The organism is Clostridium sp. NSJ-145 (assembly GCF_021044725.1).
GTDB classification, from domain to species: Bacteria; Bacillota; Clostridia; order Clostridiales; family Clostridiaceae; genus Clostridium; species Clostridium disporicum_B.
Genome location: NZ_JAJNOS010000006.1, coordinates 100,508 through 125,121 on the forward strand (window position 1 = coordinate 100,508; position 24,614 = coordinate 125,121).

Genomic DNA, 24,614 nt, shown 5'->3' on the forward strand with positions numbered 1-24,614 from the left:
ATAATATAGAGAATTAGGAGAGGTAGTAAGAATGTCAAAACCATATGAATTTTATAAAGCAAAAATTGAAGAAAATAAAAATATTTTAAATAAACTAGAAAAAACATTAATAGTATATTCATCTATTAGATTAGCTATAGTTATTATCTGTATAGGGTTATTATATCTTCTATATAAAAGTAATAATATTATGGGAATGTTGCTTACGTTTTTAGTATCATTTGTTGTATTTTTAATTGTAGCATTTATGCATAATAATAAATTAAATGAAAAAAAGAAATTAAATATTCTTTTAGAATACAATAAAAATGGATTAAAGAGAATAAATGGAGAATGGAAGAACTTTGAGGATATAGGAGAAGAATATATCAATAAAGAGCATAGATTCTCAAAAGACTTAGATATATTTGGAAAGAATTCTTTGTTTCAGTGGATAAATACTACAAACACTTTATTTGGTAGAAAAGCTTTAGCTAAAAAACTTAATATGAATTATAGTTTAAATAGACTTACTATAGAAAATGAACAAAAAGCAATACAAGAGTTAAGTGAAAAAAGAGAGTTTGCAACTAATTTATTTGTAGATTCTTATGAATTAAAAAGAAACAAAAATAGTAATATTGATGAACTATTAAAGTGGGCAAAGGAAGAAAAATCAAGTAGATTAACAATAAAGTATATACCTTACTTTTTTATAGCAAGTACTACTATATTTATAATTTTAGCACTAACTAATAAGATGCCGGGTACGTATTTACTTTTAGTGTTTGCAATAAATTATTTAGTGGTAAAATTACTAACAAGAAATTTAAGCCATGTAATTAACTTGTTTATAAGTAATAAGTCTAAAGTAAATCAATATAGTAATTTATTATCTCTTATACAAGATGAACAATTTAAAAGCTATAGGCTTAGAGAACTAAAGAGACAATTGGCAAGTAATGATTTAGACTGTAAGAAAGAGATGAAAAAACTTAAAAATATTATAAGTTGGATGGGCGATAGTGTTAGTAACGCATATTATTTAATAATAAACGTTTTATTTCTTTCAGATATTTTTATATTAAATAATTTAGAAGAATGGAAAGAGAAAAACGGTAAGTATCTTGAAGAATGGCTGAATATAATGGGAGAGGTAGAAGCCTTAGTTAGTTTATCTAACTTAGCTTTTGAAAATCCAAATTGGTCATATCCTGCAATATCAGCTGATAAGATAATAGTAGCAAAATCAGTAGGGCATCCGATGCTAGGTAATAAGGCTGTGGTAAATGATTTTACTTTAAATAATGAGAAAAGAGTAGCATTAATAACAGGGTCTAATATGTCTGGTAAAAGTACATTTTTAAGAACTATCGGATTTAATATGATTCTAGCATATTTAGGATTACCTACATTTAGTGATTCTTTTAAGTGTGGAATTTATAATATATATACTTGTATGAGAACAGAAGATAATTTAGAGGAGAGTATATCATCATTTTATGCTGAAATATTAAGAGTTAAATTATTAATAGATGCAGGAAAAAGAGGAGAAGATGTATTTTTCTTATTAGATGAAATATTTAAAGGAACTAATTCTAGTGATAGGCATGATGGAGCTAAGATATTAATAGATCAATTAGTTAAGAGTGGAGCTATTGGATTAGTTTCTACTCATGATTTAGAACTGTGTGAGTTAGAAAATACAAGGAAATGGTTAATAAATTTTAATTTCCAAGAGTATTATGAAGATAATAAAATAAAGTTCGATTATAAATTGAGAAGTGGTATTAGTAAGACTCATAATGCAAAACATTTGATGAAGTTAGCGGGTATTGAGATAAGTTAGGGGGAGGAAGATTTGGCTTTTATCATAATAGATTTGGAATTTAATAATTTAAGTGGAATACATAAATGTTTTCCTAATATATACAATGAAATTCCAAATCTAAAGAAATTGGATTTAGTTAATGAAATTATAGAAATTGGGGCTATAAAAGTTGATAAATATATGAAGCCTATGGATAGTTTGAAAGTATATATAAAACCATCAGTTATACCAGTATTAAATCCTAATATTTTAGATATTACAGGAATAAAAGAAGAAAATTTAAAGGATGGGGTTTCTTTTATAGAAGGTATTGAAAAATTAAAGGAAATAGTAGATGAAGGGGATATAGTATGCTCTTGGGCAAAAGATGATATAGTAGAAATAATAAGAAATGCAAATCACTACAATTATAGAGATATATCATGGATAAACAAATATTTAGATTTGCAGGAGTATACTACGAACATTTTAGGATTTAAAAAATCATTAAGTTTAAGTAATGCATTAAAGCATTTAAAAATAAAGTTTGATGGAGAAAAACTACATGATGCTTTAAATGATGCTGTTTACGAATTTAATGTATTTAAACATTTATATAATACTAGAGCTATAGAAAAATATATAGTTAATAATATATATGAAATGCCAGCTTTAGATGTTGAGACTTTAAGTGATCATGAAATTGATTATGATAAGGTAAAGCAATTATGTCCAAGATGTAATAAAAAAATAGATTGTGAATATCCCTTTAAATTAATGGGATGGAGATTTGTAAGCATTGGTATATGTAATAGATGTAATAATAAACTATTAAGTGAATTAATAGTTAAACGTAGTCTAGGTGGAAAAATAATATATCAAGAGATTTTATCATTTATTGATGAAATAGAATATTCTAGATATGAAAATAGATTAAAAGACAAGCATTAATTAATAATTTATTAAATATATATAAAGAGTAACAAATAGGATAAGATATGTGATAAAATGAAAGTGTAATAAAATTTAACCTTTAAGGGGATGGAAGATTATATATGAATATTGCATTTCTTTTAACACCGAAGAATGAAGTAATATATGAATATTTAGATGCGACAATGAGACAAGTTATGGAGCGTATGGACCATCATGGATATACTGCAATACCTTTGATAGATAGAAACGGAAAATATGTTGGAACTTTAACAGAAGGTGATTTACTTAGAAAATTAAAAAGTACACCAGACTTAAATTTTAAAAACACAGGAACAATTAAAATAAATGAAATACCAAGAAGAAAGAAACATAAATCAGTATCAATAAATGCTGATGTTGAAAGTATAATAAATTTAGCAACAACACAAAATTTTGTTCCAGTAATTGATGATAATGGAATATTTATTGGGATAATTAAGCGTAGTGATATAATTAACTATTGCTATAATATTATACGTAAGGAAAAAAGCGTAGTTTAAAAGAATTAATAAATAAAACTTAAGAGTTAAAGTTTAAAAGTGCCAATAGGCACTTTTTTTATTTGAATAAATTAAATTGTAAATCTATTTATGAAAGAAAGGAAATACACTACTCATATACATTCATAGGTGTATACTTACAGCATAATTTCAAATTACTAAATTTAAGATTTAGATTTTCAATTAAGTTAGATTAACTAAATTGAAATTTAGGGCCTCACTATAAGTAAGTATTGTATAAAATACCATATTAGCTTAAAATAATTATTATAATGTAATTTAAAGGAGTGTAGAAGATGTCAGAAGAATTAAGAGAAGATTCAATGAAGGATTTATTAAAAGAATTTGACGTTAAAAGAATTAAATCAGGGGATATATTAAAAGGTCAGGTTATAGATGTAAACGATAAGGAAGTAGCGGTTAACATAAACTATGCTTTTGATGGAGTTATTTCAAGAGAAGAATTAACTAATGATGATAAATCACCTCTAGAAGTAGTTCAAAAGGGAGATAGCATTGATGTATATGTTATTTCTCCAAATGATGGTGAAGGATATGTTCAATTATCAAGAGTAAGAGCACTTCAAATAACTGAGAAAGAAGAGATAAAGAAAGCCTTTGAAAGTGGAGAAACTATAAAGGTTAGAGTTAAAGAAGAAGTGAAAGGCGGAGTTGTAGCTTATTATGGATCAATAAGAGTATTTATTCCAGGTTCACAACTTTCAAGAGAAAGAGTTGATTTTAAAAACTTCATCGGAAAAGAACTTGAAGTTAAATTAATAGAATTAGACATGAGAAATAGAAAAGTTGTTGCTTCTAGAAGAGTAATTGAAGAAGAGCAATATCAAGTTGAAAAGAAAGCTCTTTGGAACAATCTTAAAGAAGGTGAAAAAAGAGAAGGTACTGTTAAAAAGATATTAAAGGTAGGAGCTATCGTTGATATTGGAGGAATAACAGGATTAGTTCATATAAATGATTTATCATGGGAAAGAGTTAAAAGAGTTGAAGATATAGTTAATGTTGGAGATAAGGTAACTGTATTTGTTGGAAATATAGATGCTGAAAATGAAAGAGTTTCTTTAATATTAAAGGATGTTAACCAAGAACCATGGAAAGTTTATGGAGATAATATAAAAGTAGGTGAAGTTATAGAAGGAACTGTTGCTAAATTAGTTAGCTTTGGTGCTTTTGTAGAAATATATAGTGGTATTGAAGGATTAGTTCATATTAATGAGATTACAGATGAAAATATTGCTAAGGCTTCAGATGTATTAACTGTAGGACAAAAAGTTAAAGTTAAGGTTCTTGATGTAAATAAAAATGATAGAAAAATTTCATTAAGCATAAAAGATGCTATTGAAAGATCAAATGAATATTTACAATATAATGATTCAGATGAAGAAGTAACTTTAGGAGATTTATTTAAAGGTCTTTTCGATAATTAATTTTATAGATAAAAAACTGCCTTATGGCAGTTTTTTTATATTTTTTCTATTTTAAGCATATTAGTACCACCAGTGTGAGTTGTTGGGAATCCAGCAGCTATTAATATATTATCACCATCATTTGCACATGAAAGTTTTTTAGCAACTTTTTTAGATTCAGCGATTATTTCATCAGTAGTTTCAAATTGTTGACATAATAAAGGTATTATCCCAAAAGTTAAATTTAATCTTCTTAATACATACTCATTAGGGGTAATAGCTATTATAGGGCATTTTGGTCTGTATTTAGATATAAGTTTAGCTGTTGAACCAGAAGTTGTTGCAGCTACTATAGCTTTGGCATTTAATACATTTGATGTTCTACAAGCAGAATAACTTATCGCTTCAGCAAAATCACCCATAGCTGGTTCTCTTAATCGTTGGTTTAGGTATACATAATCTATGTGTTTTTCGGTTTCTTGAGCTATAGTTGCCATTGTTGTTGCAGCTTCTATTGGGAATGCTCCACTAGCACTTTCACCACTAAGCATTATTGCATCTGTTCCGTCAAAAATAGCATTACATATATCACAAGCTTCAGCTCTTGTAGGAAGAGAATTTCTAATCATAGAATCAAGCATTTGAGTAGCTGTAATTACTATTTTACCAGCTTCATTACATTTTCTTATTATATTTTTTTGAATTATAGGTACTCGTTCAATAGGAATTTCAACTCCCATATCTCCTCTAGCAACCATAATACCATCAGCTTGTTTTAAAATTTCATCGATATTATTTACACCTTCTTGGCTTTCTATTTTACCTATGATTTGAATATGCTCTCCACCATGTTCATTTAATATATTACGAACTTCAACAATGTCAGAAGCTTTTCTTACAAAAGAGGCTGCAACAAAGTCAACACCCATTTTACAACCAAAAATAAGATCTTCTTTATCTTTATCAGTTATAGAAGGCAGATTAATGTCTACATTAGGAACGTTAACACCTTTATGATTTTTTATTACTCCACCGACAATAACAGTACATATAATATGTGTTCCTTTAATCTCATCGATTCTAAATTTTAATAGACCATCATCTACTAAAATACTTCCTCCGATAGACACATCTTTGTAAAGAGCAGCATAAGATATGGAACATTTTTCATTGTCACCTAATATTTCATCATCACATATAAAAGTAAATGCTTGTCCATCAATAAGTTCAACTCCATCATTTATAAAGTTATGTGTTCTAATCTTTGGTCCTTTTATATCCAACATAATAGCAGTTGGAGAGTTTAGTTCTTTTCTAATTTTTTTTATTAGATCAATCTTTTGTTTGTGTGTTTCATGAGTCCCGTGTGAAAAATTAAGTCTAGCTACACTCATTCCGATTTGAATAAATTTTCTTAGAATTTCCTCGTTGTCACTTGCAGGTCCGATAGTGAATATCATCTTAGTCCTTTGCATAAAAACACCTCACATTTAGTAAAATAAGAAAATAAAGTATAAATATTTTAAGTATTATATATAGTATGATATACTTTTTCTTATACAATAATTCTAACATAATTTAGGATAAAAGGAGTAATAAATATGAAAGTTTTACAAAATTTAGAACCAAAATTAGTTTTTGATTTTTTTGAAAAAATATCTGACATACCAAGAGGATCAGGTAATGAGAAAGCTATAAGTGATTACTTATTGAATTTTGGAAAAGAGCTTGGACTTGAAACAATTCAAGATGAAGCATTAAATATAATAATAAAAAAGCCGGCATCAAAAGGATATGAAAATGCACCAACAGTAATTATTCAAGGTCACATGGATATGGTATGTGAAAAGAATAATGGAACAGATCATGATTTTGAAAAAGACCCTTTAAAGTTAAGAATAGTTGATGATTATATATATGCTACAGATACAACATTAGGAGCTGATAATGGAATAGCTGTTGCATATGGAATGGCTTTACTTGCAGATAATTCTATACCACATCCTGCTTTAGAAGTATTAATAACTACTGATGAAGAAACAGGAATGTCTGGAGCTATGGCTGTTTCTAAAGATAACCTTGATGGAAAATTATTAATAAACCTTGATAACGAAGAAGAAGGTGAATTATTAGTAAGCTGTGCAGGTGGAGTAAGAACTAACTCATCTATCAAAATAGAATGGCAAGACAGAGCAGATAAAGCTACTATGTCAATTAACATAAGTGGACTTAAAGGCGGACACTCAGGAATGGACATAATTAAGGAAAGAGGTAACTCTAATAAGATTTTAGGTAGAATACTTAAAGCTTTAAAAGATGAATTAGAATTTAACATAGTTAAAATAAATGGTGGATCTAAGAATAATGCTATACCAAGGGAAGCAGAAGTTATAATATCTTTAGATAATTCTAATGTAGATAAAGTTACTTCAATAGTTAATGAACTTGCAGACGTATTTGCTAATGAGCTTAAAGCACAAGATCCAGGTTTAAAGGTAGTAGTTAATAAGGTTTCTGTAGATGAGTCAAAAGAATTTAATAAAGATACAACAGATAAAGTTATTAATTTATTATACTTATATCCAAATGGAGTAAATACAAGAAGCACTGAAATTGATGGATTAGTAGAGAGTTCAACTAATTTAGGTGTATTAAGTACGAATGAGGACTATGTTGAATTTGATTCTGCTGTTAGAAGTTCAGTTCCATCATTAAAGAAAGAGATAGAATTAAGAATAAAAACTATAACAGAAATTATTGGAGCAGAATTTAGTAGTAAATCTGACTATCCAGGTTGGGAGTATGATCCAAATTCAAAGATGAGAGAGATATGTCAAAAGGTATATAAAGATATGACAGGAAAAGAAGCAAAAATAGTTGCTATACATGCTGGAGTTGAATGTGGATTATTTAATGAAAAGCTTGGAAACTTAGATATGATAAGTTTTGGACCAAATCTTTATGATGTTCATACTCCACAGGAACATATGAGCATAACTTCAGTTAAAAATACATGGGATTACTTATTAAAGATATTAGAAGAAATAAAGTAGTTTGGTATTTTTGATATTAAAGGTTACTACTATGATGTGAAATATAGGTTTTTTCAAAGAGAAAAGTCAGGTGAGATAAAAGGTATATTAATATTGTAGTAGATAGAAAATTTAATAATAATAAATAAGAAGTTACCTAAAGATAAAGCAAAATAACAAATGTCTTTAGGTACTTTTTTATTTTAGAAAGTAATTTTTTATTACATAATGTATATTAACTGGAATGAGAGAATATATATTAATATAGATTACTTAAGAAAAAAATATGGCTAGTTTCAGTAAGGAGGGTTAAAAGGAGGAGAATGAAGTATACAAAATATAATTATAAAAGAAGAAGAAACAATGGTGCTTGGAAGTTTATTGCATCATTGTTAGTTGGGATTATTGCATCGTGTATGATTGGATTAGGAGTAGCATGGATAGTGTGGAAGGTGCTCCCTATTAATGATTCTGCACAGGTTGGAGCTGAAATAACTGATGGAATAGAAGTATCAACAGAAGGAAATGGACAACAACAAGAAGGTGAAACGATTGTTTCAGAAGGTGAGAATACTAGTGAATATTATTTCTTACAATGTGGATATTTTTCTAAGAAAGATAATGCAGATCAGACTTATGCAAAAATAGCATCAGAAGGAAGAGCTTTTATAGCTGAAGAATCAGATAAGTATAGGGTACTTACTGGTATCTATACTAGTGAAAATGTTGATTCAGCAATTCAAGAGCTAGGATCAAAAGGAGTTGAAAGCGTAAAGATTACTTTTAGTTTAAATGAAAATGATCCTATAGAAGCTCAAGTATCTGCGATTTGTGATGGATATTTAAAAATATTAACAACTACTTTTGATGATGGGGTAGATCATGTTAATACAGAGGAGTTTAAGAGTTGGATAGATACATTAGATAATATATCTTCGGGAGAAAATATTGAAGTTTTACAAAGTTTAAAAGATTATATTAAAGGATTACCTGAAGAATTAACTAAGGAAAATGTATCATCTGAAATTGATTATTTATATGAAGTATTATTAAGTTTTAAGTAAATAAATTGCATGAGGAAAAATAATTAAAAAATTATAAAAATTTGTATAAAACGAGGAAAATGCTTGTTAGAACTCCTATTAAGTGATAAACTATATTAGAAAAATAGGGTTGTATATAGCATTTTTCTCTTTTCATTTTAAAAAATAGAAGTTTTTTAAAATAATGAGTAAGACAAGCCTAAAATTGGGAAGAATAAAAATAAACTCTGTAGGATGTGATAATATGCATTATATCTTAGCATCAGCCTCACCAAGAAGGCAGGAGTTGCTTACTAAGATAGTAGATAACTTTGATGTTATTGTAAGTAATTTTGATGAAGATAGTGTAAAGTTTAATGGGGATGTAGAAGATTACGTTAAAACTTTAGCAGAAGGTAAAGGAAAAGATGTAGCTTCACAAGCTAAAAAAGATTCAATTATAATTGCAGCAGATACTGTTGTTGTAATAGATGGTAAGATTTTAGGGAAACCAAAAAATGCAGATGATGCTTATAATATGCTAAAACTACTTAGTAATAAAATTCATAGAGTTTATTCGGGAATAGCTGTAATAAATACTACTAATAATATTATGAAAAGTGAGGCTGTATTCACAGAAGTAAAATTTAGTGAGTTAACTCATGAAGAAATAATTAATTACATAAATTCAAAAGAGCCTTTAGACAAGGCTGGAGCTTATGGAATACAAGGATTAGGAGCTCTTTTTGTTGAGAAGATTAATGGTTGTTATTACAATGTAGTTGGATTACCGTTAAATCGTCTTAATAAAATAATAAAAGAAGTTATATAATAGGGGTAGGGGTATTAATCATTAAAGGAGAATATTATGCAAAATAATATCAAGATAAGTGATATACCTAAAAACGAAAGACCTATGGAAAAACTTTTAAAATATGGTGCCGATGATTTAGCTAATGCTGAATTATTAGCAGTGTTATTAAGAAGTGGAACAAAAGGTGAGAATATAATTTCTCTTAGTACACGGTTATTGTCTGACGTTGGGGGCTTAGATGGTCTACTACATATTAATCTAGAAGAGATAAAAAAGATAAAGGGTATAAAAGAGGTCAAAGCTTGTCAAATATTAGCTATGATGGAACTGTTTAGACGGTTTAGAACTTTAAGGTCTCAAAATGATGATTTTAAGATATCTTCTCCAAAAGATATTTCCATGCTATTGATAAATGAGATGAACAACTTAAATCAAGAAGTATTAAAACTTATACTTCTAAACACAAAAAATAATGTTATTGGAGTTAAAGATGTATTTAAAGGAAGCTTAAATTCATCAATAGTACATCCAAGAGAGATATTTCGAGAAGCGGTTCAAAGAGGGAGTGCAAATATTATTATTTGTCACAATCATCCTTCAGGCGACCCTACTCCAAGTAAAGAAGACATAAATGTTACATTAAGAATAAAGCAGTGTGGTGATTTAATGGGAATTAAACTGTTAGATCACATTATTATTGGAAATAATAATTATATAAGCTTAAAAGAAAAAGGAATTATATAGATTGAAAGGGGAATTCACATGGGATTTTTCACTAGTAATAAAGACATGGGTATAGACTTAGGAACAGCTAATACTTTAGTTTTCGTAAAAGGAAAAGGTGTAGTATTAAGCGAACCTTCAGTTGTTGCAATAAATAGCGATACAAAAAGACCTTTAGCAGTAGGTGCTGAAGCGAAGTTAATGATAGGTAGAACACCAGGAAATATAGTAGCGATTAGACCTTTAAAAGATGGGGTTATAGCTGATTTTGAGGTTGCTCAAACAATGCTTAAGAAACTTATAGAAAAAGTTTCAAGTAAAAGTGCATTTACAAGCCCAAGAATAATAGTATGTTATCCATCAGGAGTAACAGAAGTTGAAAGAAGAGCTATCGAAGAAGCAGCTAAGTTTGCTGGAGCAAGAGATGTTGTTCTTATGGAAGAACCAATGGCAGCAGCTATTGGAGCAGGTCTTCCAGTTGGAGAACCTACAGGAAGTATGATAGTTGATATCGGTGGAGGAACTACTGAAGTAGCTATTATATCTTTAGGAGGAATTGTTGTAAGCAAATCTTTAAGAGTTGCTGGAGATGAATTAGATCAATCTATAATAGCATACGTTAAAAAAGAATTTAACTTAATGATAGGTGAAAGAACAGCAGAACAAATAAAGATGGAATTAGGTTCAGCATATAAGATTGATGAAGAAAATGCTACAATGGACATTAAGGGTAGAGATATGATAACAGGACTACCTAAGATTGTAACAATTTCTGAAGATCAAGTAAGAGAAGCTTTAAAAGAACCTGTATACTCAATAATTGAGTCTATAAAAACTACGTTAGAAAAAACACCACCTGAATTAGCAGCAGATATAATGGAAAAAGGAATTATGCTAGCTGGTGGAGGAGCCCTTTTAAAAGGCTTAGATGAATTAATAAACCACGAAACAAATATGCCTGTACACATTGCTGAATCACCACTTGATTGTGTTGTTTTAGGAGCAGGAAAAGCACTAGATAACTTCGATGAATTAAGCAAAACACAAAGAGGTCAATAATGAAACCTTTTAAGAACAAACTGGCAGTAACTATTATAGTACTGTCAGTTACATTTTTAGGCATAATTATTTTTTCTGTTAAAAACGGATCTGATAGTATATCTAGTGGCATAGGAGCAGTGGTTAGCCCTTTACAAAAAATTGTTTATAAAGCAAATGATAAATTAAAAAGTTCTGTAGAGTTTTTTGTGAATTTTTCTAAAGTTAAACAAGAAAATGAAGAACTTAAGATAAAAAATTCTGAATTAGAAAATCAAATGATTGAATATAAAGCTTTAAAAGATGAAAATGAAAGATTAAGAGAAGTATTAAATTTTAAAGAAAATAAGAATAATTATGATTATATAGGTGTTAATATAATTGGATATAGTGGGGGAACTGTATCTAATGGATATATAATTGATAAAGGAACTAACGATGGCGTTGAAAAGGATATGATAATAATAAATTATCAAGGACTTGTAGGAAAGGTTACGAAAGCGGAAAGTAATTACTCTATAGTTGAGACTATATTAAACGAAAATATGGCAGTTTCAGTAATGGTAGATAGTACACGTGAAACTACAGGGATTTTAAGAGGATATAAGGAAAATAAAAATGAAGACCTTGTTAAGGTTTATAATTTGCCTATAGATTCAGAAATTAAAGAAGGCGATGTTATTTTAACATCAGGATTGGGTATGATATATCCAAAAGAAATAAGGATTGGTGAAGTCGTTTCTGTAGAAACAGATAATGTAATGGTCATGAAAAATGCTTTAGTTAAACCTTATGTTGATTTTAATAAGTTAGAGGAATTATTTATAGTAGTTCCGAAAGATAAAGTAAATGTTAAATATGATTAAGAGGTAGCTTATGAAAAGAATAGTTATAGTAGCTATAGCATTATTTTTGTTAATATTAGAAAATACAATACTTCCAAGTTATAGTATAATGCAAGGATATCCAAGTATATTATTTGTATTTGCCATAGCTTTTTCTATAATAAATGGAAAAAAAGATGCCATGTTTATTGGAATAGTTAGTGGGGTATTACAAGACTTATTTTTTATTAATGGATTTGGGATAAATTTGTTGGTTAACTTTCTTTTATGTCTTTTAGCGGCAAAGATTGGAGAAGGAATATTAAAAAACAATAGATTAATTCCTGTTATATCGTGTTTCATTATATCAATATTAAAAATCATAATGATAGCTATATTATTTATAGCTTTCGATAAAAAGGTAGATTTTAATATGGCCATAGTAAGTGCAGTATTAAATACTATAGTAATGTTAATTGGGTATAAATTTGTTTTAACTACTTCTAAAAAGTTTTGGAAGAAAGATGAGTGGAGGTTTAGATGATAGTAAATAAACCGAATAAGAAGAAAAAAGGGTCAACATATACTGTATTTTATGTAATTATGGCCATTATTTTTAGTGTTATAATTGGCAAGCTTTTATATCTTCAAGTATATAAACATCAAGATTATAAGGAAAAAGCTGATACCGGGTCCACTAGATTTATTTCGGAAAAGGCTCCAAGAGGTATTATTTATGATAGCGATGGTAATGTACTAGCTACCAACAAGCAAAATTATGTATTAACATATATGCAAACAGACGAAGCGGATAAGGCTTTTTATTCTTCAATGAGCAAGATATTTAATATATTAAAAGAAAATAATGAAAAGTTTTTAGATGATTTATTATTAAAAATAAATTCTAGTGGAAAGTTCTATTATAATTTTAAAACTTCTGATACTGAAGCACAAAAATTAGTTGAATTAAGATTTAAAAAGGATAGAGGTCTTAATGATTTAGTACAAAATACTTTGTATAAAGATCATAAAGGAGATTTTACAGATGAACAGTTAAATGCTATAAATGATGCTCTTTTAAGTATTTCAATAGATGATACATTTTATTATTTAGTCGATAATTATAATCTATATGAAATGCTTCTACCAGAAGGATATACAAGTGCTGAAAAAAAAGCTTTAGCAAATAGTTTTGTAGATACTACAATAGATCAAACATCTAAAAATAGAGATTATGTGAAAGAATCTGTTGAGTATGGTAAAAGAGTAACTGAAGAACTATTAAAGGAGTATTCTTTAGAAGAAATAAGAAACTACATGGTTGTTAAAGATGCTATTAAAATGCAGAGTTATGAAGGATATAAGGCTGTTACTATAGCTAATAATATTAAACGTGATACTGCATTTATAATATATCAAAAGCTTAGTGATTTACCAGGAGTAGATGTTAGCTTAGAGCCGGTAAGATACTATCCTTTTGGAAATTTAGCTTCGCATATATTAGGATATGTTTCATCTATTACAGGGTCAGAGGAAACAGTATATGAACTTATGGGATATGATTCATCTACTGACTTAGTTGGGGCTTCGGGAATAGAGGCTGCTTTTGAAGATCAATTAAAAGGTAATAAAGGTGGAACAACTGTAAAAGTAAATTCACAGGGAAGAGAAACAGAAACATTATTTCAACTAGAATCTTATCCAGGTAATAATGTTCATCTAACTATAGATAAGGATGTACAATACGCAGCACAGGAAGCATTAAAAGATACTTTAGAAAGAATAAGACAAACACAGCCAAGTGCTACAAGAGGTGCTGTAATAGCAATTGAAGTAAAGACAGGAAGAGTTTTAGCTATGGCTAGTTATCCAGATTATGATCCAAATGATTTTGCGATAGCTGGAGAGCTTAGTGATGAAAAATATGAGCAGTACTTCAGTCCGGATTTGACTAAGTTTGGAACTGAGCATATTAAGAAAACCAATGCAACAAAATCTTTAGATGAGTTATTTCCTTTAAATGAAGATGGTTTAAGAGAAGATTTTTATGATATTTATCCTAGACCTATGTTTAATTACGCTACTTTGGGAAAAATACCTCCAGGATCTGTATTTAAGCCATTGACATCTATTGCAGGACTTATGGAGGGTGTAATTACTACTACAGAAAGTATGAATGATACTTCAGGTTGGTGGGAGAGAGATGGATTCGGAGCTGAAAACTTCCAACATAAAGCTAATGGGGCTACTGACCTTAGATTAGCTTTACAAAAGTCTTCAAACTACTTCTATTATGAGACTGGTTACAGATTGTGGGATAAAAATGGAAGAGATGTTGAGGCTCTAGATTCTTTAGCAAAGTATGTTTGGAAATTTGGATTAGGTGTTGATCCTAATTCACCACAAGCATCTAATCCTAGTACTGGAATAGAGATAGAAGAAGGTTTTGGGCAAACATACAACTTTACATCTTGGAAAAATAAAATAATTGATACACCTATGTACTCATTAGTAGAATCACTACAAAAAGGAGTTTCAAGTTCAGGACAATATATATTTATTCCGTTAGATATATCTAAAAATGAAGATGATTCTGAAGAACTTAAAAATGCAAAAGAAGCAATAAAAAATAAGATAAAAGAGATTCTTCAAAAAGTTGGAACTGATGAACAGATGAATGATTATACTGAAGTTGCTAACTTGATGGCTCCAGAGATAAAAACATTTATGAAAGTATCTGATAAATATAAGCAATCAGTTACAGATTATGAAGCAAAAACAGGTAAAAAAGTTGATTCAGATGAACAAGTAGATTCGGTATCAAATGCTATAGCAGAGTATATTATAAGTGAACAAACAACACAAATAACTTCTTTTGCTCAAATAGTAATGGATGCTATTGGTCAAGGGATGAATAACCTTACTCCACTGCAATTAGCTAATTATGTAGCAACATTAGCTAATGGAGGAGAAAGACATAAAGTTATGTTAGTTGATAAGATAACTTCTCCAACAGGTGAAATTATTCAAGAATTCAAACCAGAAGTTGTTGATAACTTAGAAATACCGAGTGAATATTTACAAGCGGTTAAAGAAGGTATGCGTAGAGTTAATACTAGTTCAGAAAATGGTATGGCATATCAATGTTTTGGTGAAGGAAACTTCCCAATAGCTGTTTGTGGTAAGACAGGTACAGCTGACTTTGGAACACAAGAGCAATATGATGAGCAAGGAAGAAAACCATATGGTAACTATATAAGTTTTGCACCTATGGATGATCCTCAGATTGCTATATTTAGTACATTATATGATGGAAATAAAGGTAGTGATGGAGCTCCAATTCATAAGGCTATTTATGAAGCATATTTCAAAGATGAGTTGTTAAAACTAAATCCTTCATACGCATCTAACTCTGAAAGCTTTGTTAAGTATGTGCAAAATGCACCAAAAGACAATACTAGTGAAGCAGAGGGAAATGCTACTGCTGAATAAAAAATAAAGCAATATAATAATAAATTTATTACAAATCACTTATTTTGTATGATTATACTACAAAAAAAGTGATTTTTTATGAAAAAAGTAAAAAATAGTTAATAGACATTATATTATTAATTGTAAATATATGCTATAATTTAAAAGATAATTTATTTAAAAAGTTTGTATTAAATTGGTGGAGGGTAACCAATGAAAGATAGCAGAATACAAGTTAGAGGTAATAAAGAAGGTATAAACGCGATAATTGATATAGAAAAGTTTGCTACCTTTGATGAAGTTATTGAAGCTTTAGTAAATACTTTATCTATAGGAAAAGGATTTTATAGAAATTCCATAGTAAAGCTTACAGCTAATTTTAAACATGTTACCGAGTCAGAAATAGCTAAGCTTAAGGATGAACTTTTTGATAAAATATGTATAAGAGATTGCGTTTTTGAAGACATAAGTGTAAAAAAAGGGGAAGATAATAAGGTTTTTAATGGAATTTATGAAGGGAAAACAAAATTTATAAAGAAAACTGTAAGAGGTGGACAATTAATTAATTACCCGGGAAATATTGTGATAATAGGCGACATAAATAGCGGAGCTGAAGTCGTTGCAGGAGGAAATATAATAGTATTAGGAAGCATAAAAGGACAAGTTAGGGCTGGATTTAGTGGAAATGAGAAGTCAATTGTCGCTGCATTTTCTCTGCAACCTGAATTGCTACAGATAAGTAATATAGTAACTATATCACCTGAGGATGGGATTAAACCTTCTTATCCAGAAGTTGCAAAAATTAAAGATGGAGCCATAGTGGTGGAGCCATATTTACCAAATAAATATATATATTAAATGTGGAGGGATAAAAATGGGAGTTTCTATAGTTATTACATCAGGTAAAGGTGGAGTAGGAAAGACTACAACTACAGCAAACCTAGGTACAGCATTAGCTGCTTTAGGTAAAAAAGTAGTAGTGGTTGATGGAGATACCGGTCTTAGAAACCTTGATGTACTTATGGGGTTAGAAAATAGAATAGTTTATACGATAATGGATGTTATTGAAAATAGATGTAGATTAAAACAAGCTTTAATAAAAGATAAGAGATATCCAAACCTATGTCTTTTACCTACAGCTCAAACTAAAGATAAAGATGATATCAGCACTCATGATATGTTAAATATAGTAAATAACTTAAAAGAAGAATTTGATTATGTTTTAATAGATTCTCCAGCAGGTATTGAGCAAGGATTTGAAAATTCAGTTGTTGGAGCTGATAAGGCAATAGTAGTAGTTAATCCAGAAATTACTTCAGTTAGAGATGCTGACAGAGTTATTGGAAAGTTAGACGCTAAAGGCTTAGAAGACCACGCTGTAATAGTAAATAGATTGAATTATGAAATGACTAAAAAAGGTGATATGCTTGATGTCCCAGATATAATTGAAACTTTATCGGTTAAGCTTTTAGGGGTTGTGCCTGACGATAGAGGAATTACAGTATCAACTAATAAAGGTGAGCCAATAGTATTAGACCAAGAGTCTAAATCAGGACAAGCCTTTAGAAATATTTCTAAGAGAATTATGGGTGAAGAAGTTCAATTATTAGATTTAAGTACTGAATCAAGTGGATTCTTCTCAGCTTTTAAGAAGTTATTTAAGAGAAGCTAGGAGGAGTGAGGGGTTATGAATTTTTTAAAGGTATTTTCAAACAAAGTTACACCAAAAGAAGTTGCAAAAGATAGATTAAGATTGATACTTATACATGATAGGGGATCATTAGCTCCAGAGATGTTAGATAAAATAAGAGAAGAAATACTAGAGGTTATTTCTAAGTATATAGAAATAGATGGTGAGGATGTTGATATATCCTTTAACAGAGCCGAGGATGAAGAAGGGAATAGTGGGCCAGCACTTGTTGCTAATATTCCAATAAGGAACTTAAAAAGTAGATAATTTTAATAATTAATAGATAATAATTTAGAAGTCAGTGTTATCCTGGCTTCTTTTTTAATATATATTTATTATTTAAGTTAGAGTAATGTATTTTATTGTTTTATGATTTTATATACTTATTTGAATATCTTTATTAAATTTTTATTAAAAAGAATAATATAGAATAAATATTTATGGAGAAAAAAGTAGAAATAGGATATAATAAAAAAATACTAGAGAATGTGGAGGTCAATTAAATGATAATACCATTATCTCAATTTAAAATGGATAAAAAGAAATTTAAAGAGATTGATAAATGGATGCTTTTTTCAATTGTAACAATTGTATTATTTGGGATACTTAATATATATTTAGCTACAAAACCTTATGCTTATAATACTACATATGTAATTAAACAGTCATTATTTTTCGGGGTATCTTTAGTTGCATTATATTTAATAATGGCGTTAGATTATAGTATAATTAAAGGATTTACACCATTGTTTTATTGGGCATCAATTGTGTTACTAGTGCTTGTATTAATAATTGGTAAGGCGGTAAATGGTGCACAAGGATGGATTAATTTAGGTATAGTATCATTTCAGCCTGCAGAGCTTGCTAAAGTAGCAACAATAATGATGATGGGTAAAAAGCTAGAAGATATGGACGGCAATATAAATAATTTTAAAAACTTCTGTATATTAGCTGTTTACGCTATAATACCGGCAGCTTTAATAGTAATTCAACCAGATATGGGTATGACAATGGTTTTATTTTTTATGGTTGTAGGGGTATTTTTTGCAGGTGGATTAGATAAGAGGATAATCATCGGTGGTCTTACTGGATTAGTAGTGGCAATTGTTCTTGTGTGGAATTCAGGATTAATTCAGCCATATCAAAAGATGAGAATTATATCATTTCAAAATCCAGAGGCTAATAGTTCAGAAGAAGGATATCACTTAAGACAATCATTAATTGGAATAGGTTCTGGAGGTTTTTTAGGGACACATAATTCATTGTCTAAAGATAGTGCTGGTGGCTATGCATCACAGTATGTTCCAGAAGTTGAAACTGATTTTATATTTGCTCAAATTGGTGAGCAATGGGGCTTGTTAGGAGCAGCATTTTTACTAGCTCTTTATGGGATATTGATTTGTAGGATGATAGCTATAGCAAGAGATTCAAAAGATATGTTTGGAAATATAGTAGCTATAGGAATGACGTCATATTTACTATTTGCTATATGGCAAAATATAGGGATGACTATAGGTTTAATGCCTATTACCGGAATAACTCTTCCTTTAGTTAGTTATGGAGGAAGCTCACTTCTTACTACAATTTTATCATTAGGATTAGTTTTAAATATTGGTATGAGAAAAAAGAAATTATATTTTTAGATTTAATAGAACTACTTTTTAGTAGTTCTATTTTTATTTATAGAATAATGATATAAGTTATATTTTTAGTTGAAAAAAAATATAATTAAATAAGCAATTTTTTTAGGAGGAGAGATGAGTAATTATAGCTTTCAATATAAAGAATATTATGAAGGACTCAAGAAAAAGCATAATATAAGCAATTCCAAGAGTAAAATTAGTTATGATGAAGATATTCCTATATATAGAGGTAGTACTGTTTATTCAAAAAATAGAAGAAATAAAAATGAAAGTTTTATTTCAAATCTCTTAATGATGCAGCTTGTAGGAACAATGATGTTATTTTTATTTGCTTTTGGAGGAAAATATTCAACGAATGATGATATTAGACAGTACTATACCAAGTTTAAGTATGGTATAGAACAAGAGTATACATATGCAAATGCTAATGTTAATTCGAAAGAAATAAAGATAGAATCCATAAAAAATAAATTTTTAGAGTCTATTGATTGGATTAAAGAAAAATTAATAAATGATGATTTTACGTATTAAGTAAAATCATTATAGGAGGGACAGTAATAGTAAGGATTTGATAGTGTGAAATTTAAAAGATGGAAGCAGATATTACTTTCAGAATTTTTGCTTGTAGCGGTATTGATTAATATCGATAAAACATTTCTTTTATCATGTATATGTATACTAATTCATGAATTTAGTCATATTTTAGTTGCAAAAATGAAGGGAAGTAAGTTTAATAATTTGCAGTTCCATATTTATGGAGCAAAAGTCGAACTTATGGATTTAGAAGAACTTACAAATAAAGATAAATTAATTATATATATGTCAGGTGCTATGTCTAATATTATTATTATGATAGTATCAGCGATATTGTTTAAATATACCAATAAAGAAATTTTTGAGATTTTATTTAAGCTGAATTTTGGTTTAGCTTTTTTCAACTTATTACCAGCATATCCGTTGGATGGAGCTAGGATAATGGAAATAATACTTTCAAGAAAAATTACTTATAAGAGGGCACAGAAAATAATATCTATAATAAGCTACACAATAGCTGCTTTTTTTATTTTGATATCAGTATCAGCAGCTATTTTTTTAAAGAAATTTAATATATCATTATTTCTTATAGGTATAATAATGATTGATATAACTAGTACAGAAGAAGAAGCAACCATGTATATTTTAATGGGAAATGTATTTAAGAAAAGAAGTAATATAATAAGAAATGGATTTATTGAGAATAGAACTATATCAGTATATTATAAACAAGGCCTAGTAAAATTGCTAACTTATATTGATAAAAATAGATTTAATAGCTTTTATGTATTAGATGATGATATGAAATTAATATATGTATTAAATGAAGATGAACTTGTTGAAGCTTTGAAAATATATGGAAACATATCCTTAGAAGATTATGTTAAGAATAAGAACGATAGTAGTTAGTTTACTTTTAGATAGAGGATATGCTAGAATGTTAACAGTTGATAAATGACAAGTGGTAAATGGAGAATGGCAAATTGAAATATGAAACTGTTTATACAGTTTCTTTATGTTTTTCATAAATAGTAAGAATTTTATTGTGTAGATTCTATACTAATTTATAATTTGCCATTTGCCATTGATAATTTGCCATTAAGCTAATGGAGGTATTTATGAATAAAATAAGCGATGATATTTTATGTAAAGTTGAAAAGCCTGCTAGATACGTTGGGGGAGAATTAAACCAAGTTATAAAAAATCCAAATGAAGTTGACATAAGATTTGCTTTTTGTTTCCCAGATGTATATGAAGTAGGAATGTCCCATTTAGGAACTAGAATTCTTTATCATACAATAAATGAAAGACCAGATACATATTGTGAAAGAACTTTTGCTCCATGGCCAGACATGGAAGCTCTAATGAGAGAAAATAATATTCCTCTTTATACTTTAGAAACTAAAGATTCATTAGATAAATTTGATATATTAGGGTTCACTCTTCAATATGAAATGAGTTATACAAATATATTAAACATGTTAGATATGAGCGGAATAACTATAAGAGCTTCTGAAAGAGGCGAAGATGAGCCAATTATTATGGCTGGTGGACCTTGTGCATATAATCCAGAACCATTATACGACATCGTTGATTTCTTCGAAATTGGTGAAGGTGAAGAAATGATGAATGACGTACTTGATGTATACAAGAAGTACAAGGGAAAAGGACAAAAGAAAGAATTCTTAAGAGAAATATCTAAGATTAGAGGTATTTATGTTCCTTCACTTTATGATGTTACATACAATGAAGATGGAACTATAAAAGAATTTAAGCCAAAGTATGATGATGTACCAGCTAAAGTTCAAAAGAGAGTAGTTAATAACTTTGATGCTGTATCATTTCCAGAGGAAATGATTGTTCCTTATACTGAAATAGTACACGATAGAATAGTTTTAGAAACATTTAGAGGATGTACTAATGGATGTAGATTCTGTCAAGCAGGTATGATTTATAGACCAGTTAGAGAAAAGACTACAAATACTTTATTAGAGCAAGCTAGAAAAGCTGTTAAAGCTACAGGATATCAAGAGATATCATTAGCTTCATTAAGTACTTGTGATTATTCAGATATACAAAGATTAATAACTCAACTTGTAGCAGAACATGAAGATAATAAAGTTGGTGTGGCTCTTCCATCAATAAGAGTAGATGCCTTTGACGTTGATTTAATAAAAGAAATCCAAAAGGTTAGAAAAACAGGGCTAACTTTTGCTCCAGAAGCTGGGTCTCAAAGAATGAGAGACATAATAAATAAGGGGTTAACTGAAGATAGAATTTTAGCAGCTGCTAAAAATGCTTTTGAATCAGGATGGAGCACTATGAAGTTATACTTTATGGTAGGACTTCCATACGAAACTACTGAAGATGCTAGAGGAATTGGTGAGCTTGCTGAGAAGATAGCTGATGTTTACTTTGCAACTCCAAAGGAAAAAAGAAGTAAGGGATTAAAGATTACAGTAAGTACATCTATCTTAGTTCCAAAGCCATTCACTCCATTCCAATGGGCTCCAATGGAAAAGCCAGAAATAGTTGCTGAAAGAATTAAGGCTGTTAAGGATTCTATAAATTCAAGAAGCATTAATTATAATTACCATGAACAAGAAACTTCATTCATGGAAGCAGTATTTGCAAGAGGAGACAGAAGAACTTGTGATGTGTTAATTAAAGCATTTGAAAAAGGTGCTAAATTTGATGGATGGTCAGAATTCTTTAGCAAGAAGATTTGGGATGAAGCTATGGCTGATTGCAACTTAGATCCTGATTTCTATGTTTACAGAGAGAAAAGCTATGATGAAGTACTTCCATGGGACTTCATCGATATCGGTGTAAATAGAAAGTATCTTGAGAGAGAAAATGAAAAAGCTAAGAATGCAGAACTAACTAAGAACTGTAGAGAAGGTTGTACAGGTTGTGGAATCAACGTAAACTTTAAGGAAGGGAAGTGTTTCGAAGGTGCGTTATGTAATTAAGTTTACTAAAGGTGAAGATATAAAGTTTATAGGTCACTTAGATTTAATGAGAACTATACAAAGAATAATAAGAAGATCAGGTCTTCCTATAGAATATTCAAAAGGATTTAACCCACATATGGCGTTATCAATAGCACAACCACTTTCAGTTGGAGTTTACTCTGATGGAGAATATTTAGATTTAGTTTTAACTAAAGAGTTAAAAGAAGAGGAAGTAGTAAATACATTAAACGAATTTGCACCTCCGACAATTAAATTCATTTGTGCTAAAGGTATAGAAATAATAGAAAATGTAAAGAGATTACCTCAAACAATGGCACTTTTAGATGGTGCTAGATACACTATAAAACTTAAGTTAAATAGTGAAGAAGGTATAGCAGAAGCTATGGATTCTATGCTTAATGAAAAAGAATTTAATATAGTTAAAAAGACTAAAAAAGGTGAAAAAGAAACTGATATTAAACCTCTTATTAAAGAGCTTAAATATTGGGTTAAGGATAATGAACTTATAATAAATACTCTTATAGCTACAGGTAGTAGAGAAAATCTTTCAGCAGATCTTTTAGTAACTTATATTAAGAGTAAGGTTGATGGAATAAACAAAGATGCCTTTGTTAATATAAAAAGAGAAGAAATGTACTTATTAAAGAAGAATAAGTATGTTCCACTATATAAAGGCATTTAGGAAGTGGGAAGATGAAAGAAGTATTTGTTCTTAATGAAGAAGACTTTTTAAAAATTGCAGTAAAAGAAAATGGAGAATTAGTAGAGTGTATAGTTGAGGAACACTCTACTGACCCTCAAATTGGTGAAATATATAAAGGTAGAATAAAAAATATTCTACCTTCTATTAATTCAATATTTATTGATATAGGATTAGAAAAAGAAGCCTATATGTATTATAGTGATGAATTAAAAAGAGTTGGCGTGAAAAAAGGTCAAGATATATTAGTTGAAATTTTAAAAGAACCTATAGGTAATAAAGGTGCTAAGGTAACTCATAAACCAAGCATAGCAGGAAAGTATGCAGTATTAACTTTAGGTAGTGAAGGTATAAAGCTTTCTAAAAGAATTACATCATTAGAAGCTAGACAAAAATTAACTACTCTTATAAAGCCACCAAGAGATGTTGAAGTTCTTTTTAGAACTGACTCAGAAGAGGCAGAAAGTGAAGAAATTTTAAAAGATTTAGAGATTCTTTTTAAGAAAAAGGAAGAGTTAGAAAGAAAATTAAACTATTCAACTCACTTAGGAAAAATAGATAGCAATAATTTAATTGTAAGGTTTTTTTCGGAATTAGATAATGTAAAAACTAATATAATTTGTGATGATAAAGAGCAAATTGAAATTATAGAAGGTTTTATAAAGAATAAAGATAATATATCTATAAAATATTATGAAGAAGATATAAGTCTTTTTGATTATTATGGAATCGAAAAGGAAATACTAAAGCTTAGACATAAGAAAGTAAATTTACCGAGTGGTGGATATATAGTTATAGATAAAACTGAAGCTATGTATGTTATAGATGTAAATAGTGGTAAGCATACAAAAGCTAGAGATTTTAACAAAACAATATTTGAAACTAATATGGAAGCTGCTAAAGAAATTGGTAGACAGATTAAGCTAAGAAATTTAAGTGGAATAATAGTAGTAGATTTCATTGATATGAGAGATGATAAACAAAGACCTATCGTTATGAAAACTCTAAAAAAATCTCTAGAATCAGATAAAGGAAATACAAAAATATATCCTTTTACTGAATTAGATTTAATACAGATTTCTAGAAGAAGAAAAGGGAAATCTATATATGAGTATTTAGAAGAAGGTTGTAAAAAGTGTAAATCTAATGGATATATATTAAAACTATCCTACTTAGAGAATTTAATTAAAAATGAGATTTTAAGAGCATATAGAGAAAATTCAATAAGTGATTTTTACATTGAACTTGATGAAAGCTACGAAGAAAGTGTAAAAGAAGATTTAGTTGGTTTTTTAGCTAGGATAGATGGATTAGATAAAGAAATTTATTTAAATTTTATAGATAATCTTGAGGGGTATAACCTTGAACCTTTGATATTTTCAAGTCAAAAAGAAAATTACCAAAGTTACAAAATAAAAACAGTTTAAAAGTTATATAAATTTCTTTACAAGATGAATAAT

The 24,614-nt window shown here is 28.8% G+C and carries 22 protein-coding genes; 21 read left to right on the forward strand and 1 reads right to left on the reverse strand.

Features of this window, described 5'->3' with window-relative positions; genetic code table 11:
- Positions 1 to 31 precede the first annotated feature (31 nt).
- The 4 genes from LQE93_RS07070 (at position 32) to rpsA (ending at position 4,709) form a co-directional block, all read left to right on the forward strand.
- Complete coding sequence (locus tag LQE93_RS07070; RefSeq protein ID WP_055265550.1) at positions 32 to 1,828, forward strand: MutS family DNA mismatch repair protein; 1,797 nt, start codon at positions 32 to 34, stop codon at positions 1,826 to 1,828.
- Between the two features lie 12 nt (positions 1,829 to 1,840).
- Positions 1,841 to 2,740: a 3'-5' exonuclease gene (locus tag LQE93_RS07075; protein ID WP_055265548.1), complete on the forward strand. Its 900-nt coding sequence runs from the start codon at positions 1,841 to 1,843 to the stop codon at positions 2,738 to 2,740.
- 104 nt (positions 2,741 to 2,844) lie between these two features.
- Positions 2,845 to 3,264 carry a CBS domain-containing protein gene (locus tag LQE93_RS07080; RefSeq protein ID WP_055265546.1) on the forward strand — a complete coding sequence of 140 codons (420 nt, stop codon included), beginning with the start codon at positions 2,845 to 2,847 and terminating at the stop codon, positions 3,262 to 3,264.
- Between the two features lie 296 nt (positions 3,265 to 3,560).
- Entirely contained in the window at positions 3,561 to 4,709 is a 1,149-nt protein-coding gene (rpsA, locus tag LQE93_RS07085; RefSeq protein ID WP_186837852.1) for a 30S ribosomal protein S1, read from the forward strand.
- Between the two features lie 35 nt (positions 4,710 to 4,744).
- On the opposite strand, the gene pyk is transcribed toward rpsA, so the two are convergent.
- Positions 4,745 to 6,163: a pyruvate kinase gene (gene pyk, locus LQE93_RS07090; RefSeq protein WP_231072787.1), complete on the reverse strand. Its 1,419-nt coding sequence runs from the start codon at positions 6,161 to 6,163 to the stop codon at positions 4,745 to 4,747.
- A 126-nt stretch (positions 6,164 to 6,289) separates the two neighbouring features.
- Between pyk and LQE93_RS07095 the strand changes: the two genes are divergently transcribed.
- From LQE93_RS07095 to LQE93_RS07175, 17 genes are all read left to right on the forward strand, one after another.
- Entirely contained in the window at positions 6,290 to 7,741 is a 1,452-nt protein-coding gene (locus LQE93_RS07095; RefSeq protein WP_231072789.1) for an aminoacyl-histidine dipeptidase, read from the forward strand.
- Between the two features lie 302 nt (positions 7,742 to 8,043).
- Complete coding sequence (locus LQE93_RS07100) at positions 8,044 to 8,784, forward strand: SPOR domain-containing protein (RefSeq protein ID WP_231072791.1); 741 nt, start codon at positions 8,044 to 8,046, stop codon at positions 8,782 to 8,784.
- Between the two features lie 223 nt (positions 8,785 to 9,007).
- Entirely contained in the window at positions 9,008 to 9,574 is a 567-nt protein-coding gene (locus LQE93_RS07105) for a Maf-like protein (protein WP_055265536.1), read from the forward strand.
- Between the two features lie 36 nt (positions 9,575 to 9,610).
- Positions 9,611 to 10,300, forward strand: a complete 690-nt coding sequence (gene radC / locus LQE93_RS07110; protein WP_231072793.1) for a RadC family protein — start codon at positions 9,611 to 9,613, stop codon at positions 10,298 to 10,300.
- 18 nt (positions 10,301 to 10,318) lie between these two features.
- A complete protein-coding gene (locus LQE93_RS07115) occupies positions 10,319 to 11,338 on the forward strand; it encodes a rod shape-determining protein (protein WP_055265532.1) in 1,020 nt (339 codons plus the stop codon).
- Positions 11,338 to 12,183, forward strand: coding sequence for a rod shape-determining protein MreC (mreC, locus tag LQE93_RS07120; RefSeq protein WP_055265530.1), 846 nt, complete (start codon positions 11,338 to 11,340; stop codon positions 12,181 to 12,183). The genes LQE93_RS07115 and mreC overlap by 1 nt, the downstream gene beginning before the upstream one ends.
- A 10-nt stretch (positions 12,184 to 12,193) precedes the next feature.
- Positions 12,194 to 12,685: a rod shape-determining protein MreD gene (mreD, locus tag LQE93_RS07125; protein WP_055265528.1), complete on the forward strand. Its 492-nt coding sequence runs from the start codon at positions 12,194 to 12,196 to the stop codon at positions 12,683 to 12,685.
- Positions 12,682 to 15,633, forward strand: coding sequence for a penicillin-binding transpeptidase domain-containing protein (locus LQE93_RS07130; protein WP_186837856.1), 2,952 nt, complete (start codon positions 12,682 to 12,684; stop codon positions 15,631 to 15,633). Before mreD ends, LQE93_RS07130 begins: the two co-directional genes overlap by 4 nt.
- Before the next feature lie 192 nt (positions 15,634 to 15,825).
- Positions 15,826 to 16,470 (forward strand): septum site-determining protein MinC, encoded by a 645-nt coding sequence (gene minC, locus LQE93_RS07135; RefSeq protein ID WP_231072795.1) that lies wholly within the window; start codon positions 15,826 to 15,828, stop codon positions 16,468 to 16,470.
- A 16-nt stretch (positions 16,471 to 16,486) separates the two neighbouring features.
- Positions 16,487 to 17,284, forward strand: a complete 798-nt coding sequence (gene minD / locus LQE93_RS07140) for a septum site-determining protein MinD (RefSeq protein WP_055265522.1) — start codon at positions 16,487 to 16,489, stop codon at positions 17,282 to 17,284.
- A gap of 15 nt (positions 17,285 to 17,299) precedes the next feature.
- Positions 17,300 to 17,569, forward strand: a complete 270-nt coding sequence (gene minE, locus LQE93_RS07145) for a cell division topological specificity factor MinE (RefSeq protein WP_055265520.1) — start codon at positions 17,300 to 17,302, stop codon at positions 17,567 to 17,569.
- A gap of 236 nt (positions 17,570 to 17,805) precedes the next feature.
- On the forward strand, positions 17,806 to 18,945 hold the full coding sequence (gene rodA / locus LQE93_RS07150; protein WP_055265519.1) for a rod shape-determining protein RodA: 1,140 nt from the start codon (positions 17,806 to 17,808) through the stop codon (positions 18,943 to 18,945).
- A gap of 114 nt (positions 18,946 to 19,059) precedes the next feature.
- Entirely contained in the window at positions 19,060 to 19,476 is a 417-nt protein-coding gene (locus LQE93_RS07155) for a hypothetical protein (RefSeq protein WP_055265517.1), read from the forward strand.
- 45 nt (positions 19,477 to 19,521) lie between these two features.
- Positions 19,522 to 20,388 (forward strand): site-2 protease family protein, encoded by an 867-nt coding sequence (locus LQE93_RS07160; RefSeq protein WP_055265515.1) that lies wholly within the window; start codon positions 19,522 to 19,524, stop codon positions 20,386 to 20,388.
- 209 nt (positions 20,389 to 20,597) lie between these two features.
- Complete coding sequence (locus tag LQE93_RS07165) at positions 20,598 to 22,451, forward strand: TIGR03960 family B12-binding radical SAM protein (RefSeq protein WP_055265513.1); 1,854 nt, start codon at positions 20,598 to 20,600, stop codon at positions 22,449 to 22,451.
- On the forward strand, positions 22,435 to 23,136 hold the full coding sequence (locus tag LQE93_RS07170) for a TIGR03936 family radical SAM-associated protein (RefSeq protein ID WP_231072796.1): 702 nt from the start codon (positions 22,435 to 22,437) through the stop codon (positions 23,134 to 23,136). Before LQE93_RS07165 ends, LQE93_RS07170 begins: the two co-directional genes overlap by 17 nt.
- A gap of 11 nt (positions 23,137 to 23,147) precedes the next feature.
- Entirely contained in the window at positions 23,148 to 24,581 is a 1,434-nt protein-coding gene (locus tag LQE93_RS07175) for an Rne/Rng family ribonuclease (RefSeq protein WP_231072803.1), read from the forward strand.
- Positions 24,582 to 24,614: the final 33 nt, after the last annotated feature.

Coding starts and splice junctions, on each gene's coding strand:
- LQE93_RS07070 (WP_055265550.1), top strand. CDS start 32: ATGTCAAAACCATATGAATTTTATAAAGCAAAAATTGAAGAAAATAAA.
- LQE93_RS07080 (WP_055265546.1), top strand. CDS start 2,845: ATGAATATTGCATTTCTTTTAACACCGAAGAATGAAGTAATATATGAA.
- rpsA (WP_186837852.1), top strand. CDS start 3,561: ATGTCAGAAGAATTAAGAGAAGATTCAATGAAGGATTTATTAAAAGAA.
- pyk (WP_231072787.1), bottom strand. CDS start 6,163: ATGCAAAGGACTAAGATGATATTCACTATCGGACCTGCAAGTGACAAC.
- LQE93_RS07095 (WP_231072789.1), top strand. CDS start 6,290: ATGAAAGTTTTACAAAATTTAGAACCAAAATTAGTTTTTGATTTTTTT.
- LQE93_RS07100 (WP_231072791.1), top strand. CDS start 8,044: ATGAAGTATACAAAATATAATTATAAAAGAAGAAGAAACAATGGTGCT.
- LQE93_RS07105 (WP_055265536.1), top strand. CDS start 9,008: ATGCATTATATCTTAGCATCAGCCTCACCAAGAAGGCAGGAGTTGCTT.
- radC (WP_231072793.1), top strand. CDS start 9,611: ATGCAAAATAATATCAAGATAAGTGATATACCTAAAAACGAAAGACCT.
- LQE93_RS07115 (WP_055265532.1), top strand. CDS start 10,319: ATGGGATTTTTCACTAGTAATAAAGACATGGGTATAGACTTAGGAACA.
- mreC (WP_055265530.1), top strand. CDS start 11,338: ATGAAACCTTTTAAGAACAAACTGGCAGTAACTATTATAGTACTGTCA.
- mreD (WP_055265528.1), top strand. CDS start 12,194: ATGAAAAGAATAGTTATAGTAGCTATAGCATTATTTTTGTTAATATTA.
- LQE93_RS07130 (WP_186837856.1), top strand. CDS start 12,682: ATGATAGTAAATAAACCGAATAAGAAGAAAAAAGGGTCAACATATACT.
- minC (WP_231072795.1), top strand. CDS start 15,826: ATGAAAGATAGCAGAATACAAGTTAGAGGTAATAAAGAAGGTATAAAC.
- minD (WP_055265522.1), top strand. CDS start 16,487: ATGGGAGTTTCTATAGTTATTACATCAGGTAAAGGTGGAGTAGGAAAG.
- minE (WP_055265520.1), top strand. CDS start 17,300: ATGAATTTTTTAAAGGTATTTTCAAACAAAGTTACACCAAAAGAAGTT.
- rodA (WP_055265519.1), top strand. CDS start 17,806: ATGATAATACCATTATCTCAATTTAAAATGGATAAAAAGAAATTTAAA.
- LQE93_RS07155 (WP_055265517.1), top strand. CDS start 19,060: ATGAGTAATTATAGCTTTCAATATAAAGAATATTATGAAGGACTCAAG.
- LQE93_RS07165 (WP_055265513.1), top strand. CDS start 20,598: ATGAATAAAATAAGCGATGATATTTTATGTAAAGTTGAAAAGCCTGCT.
- LQE93_RS07175 (WP_231072803.1), top strand. CDS start 23,148: ATGAAAGAAGTATTTGTTCTTAATGAAGAAGACTTTTTAAAAATTGCA.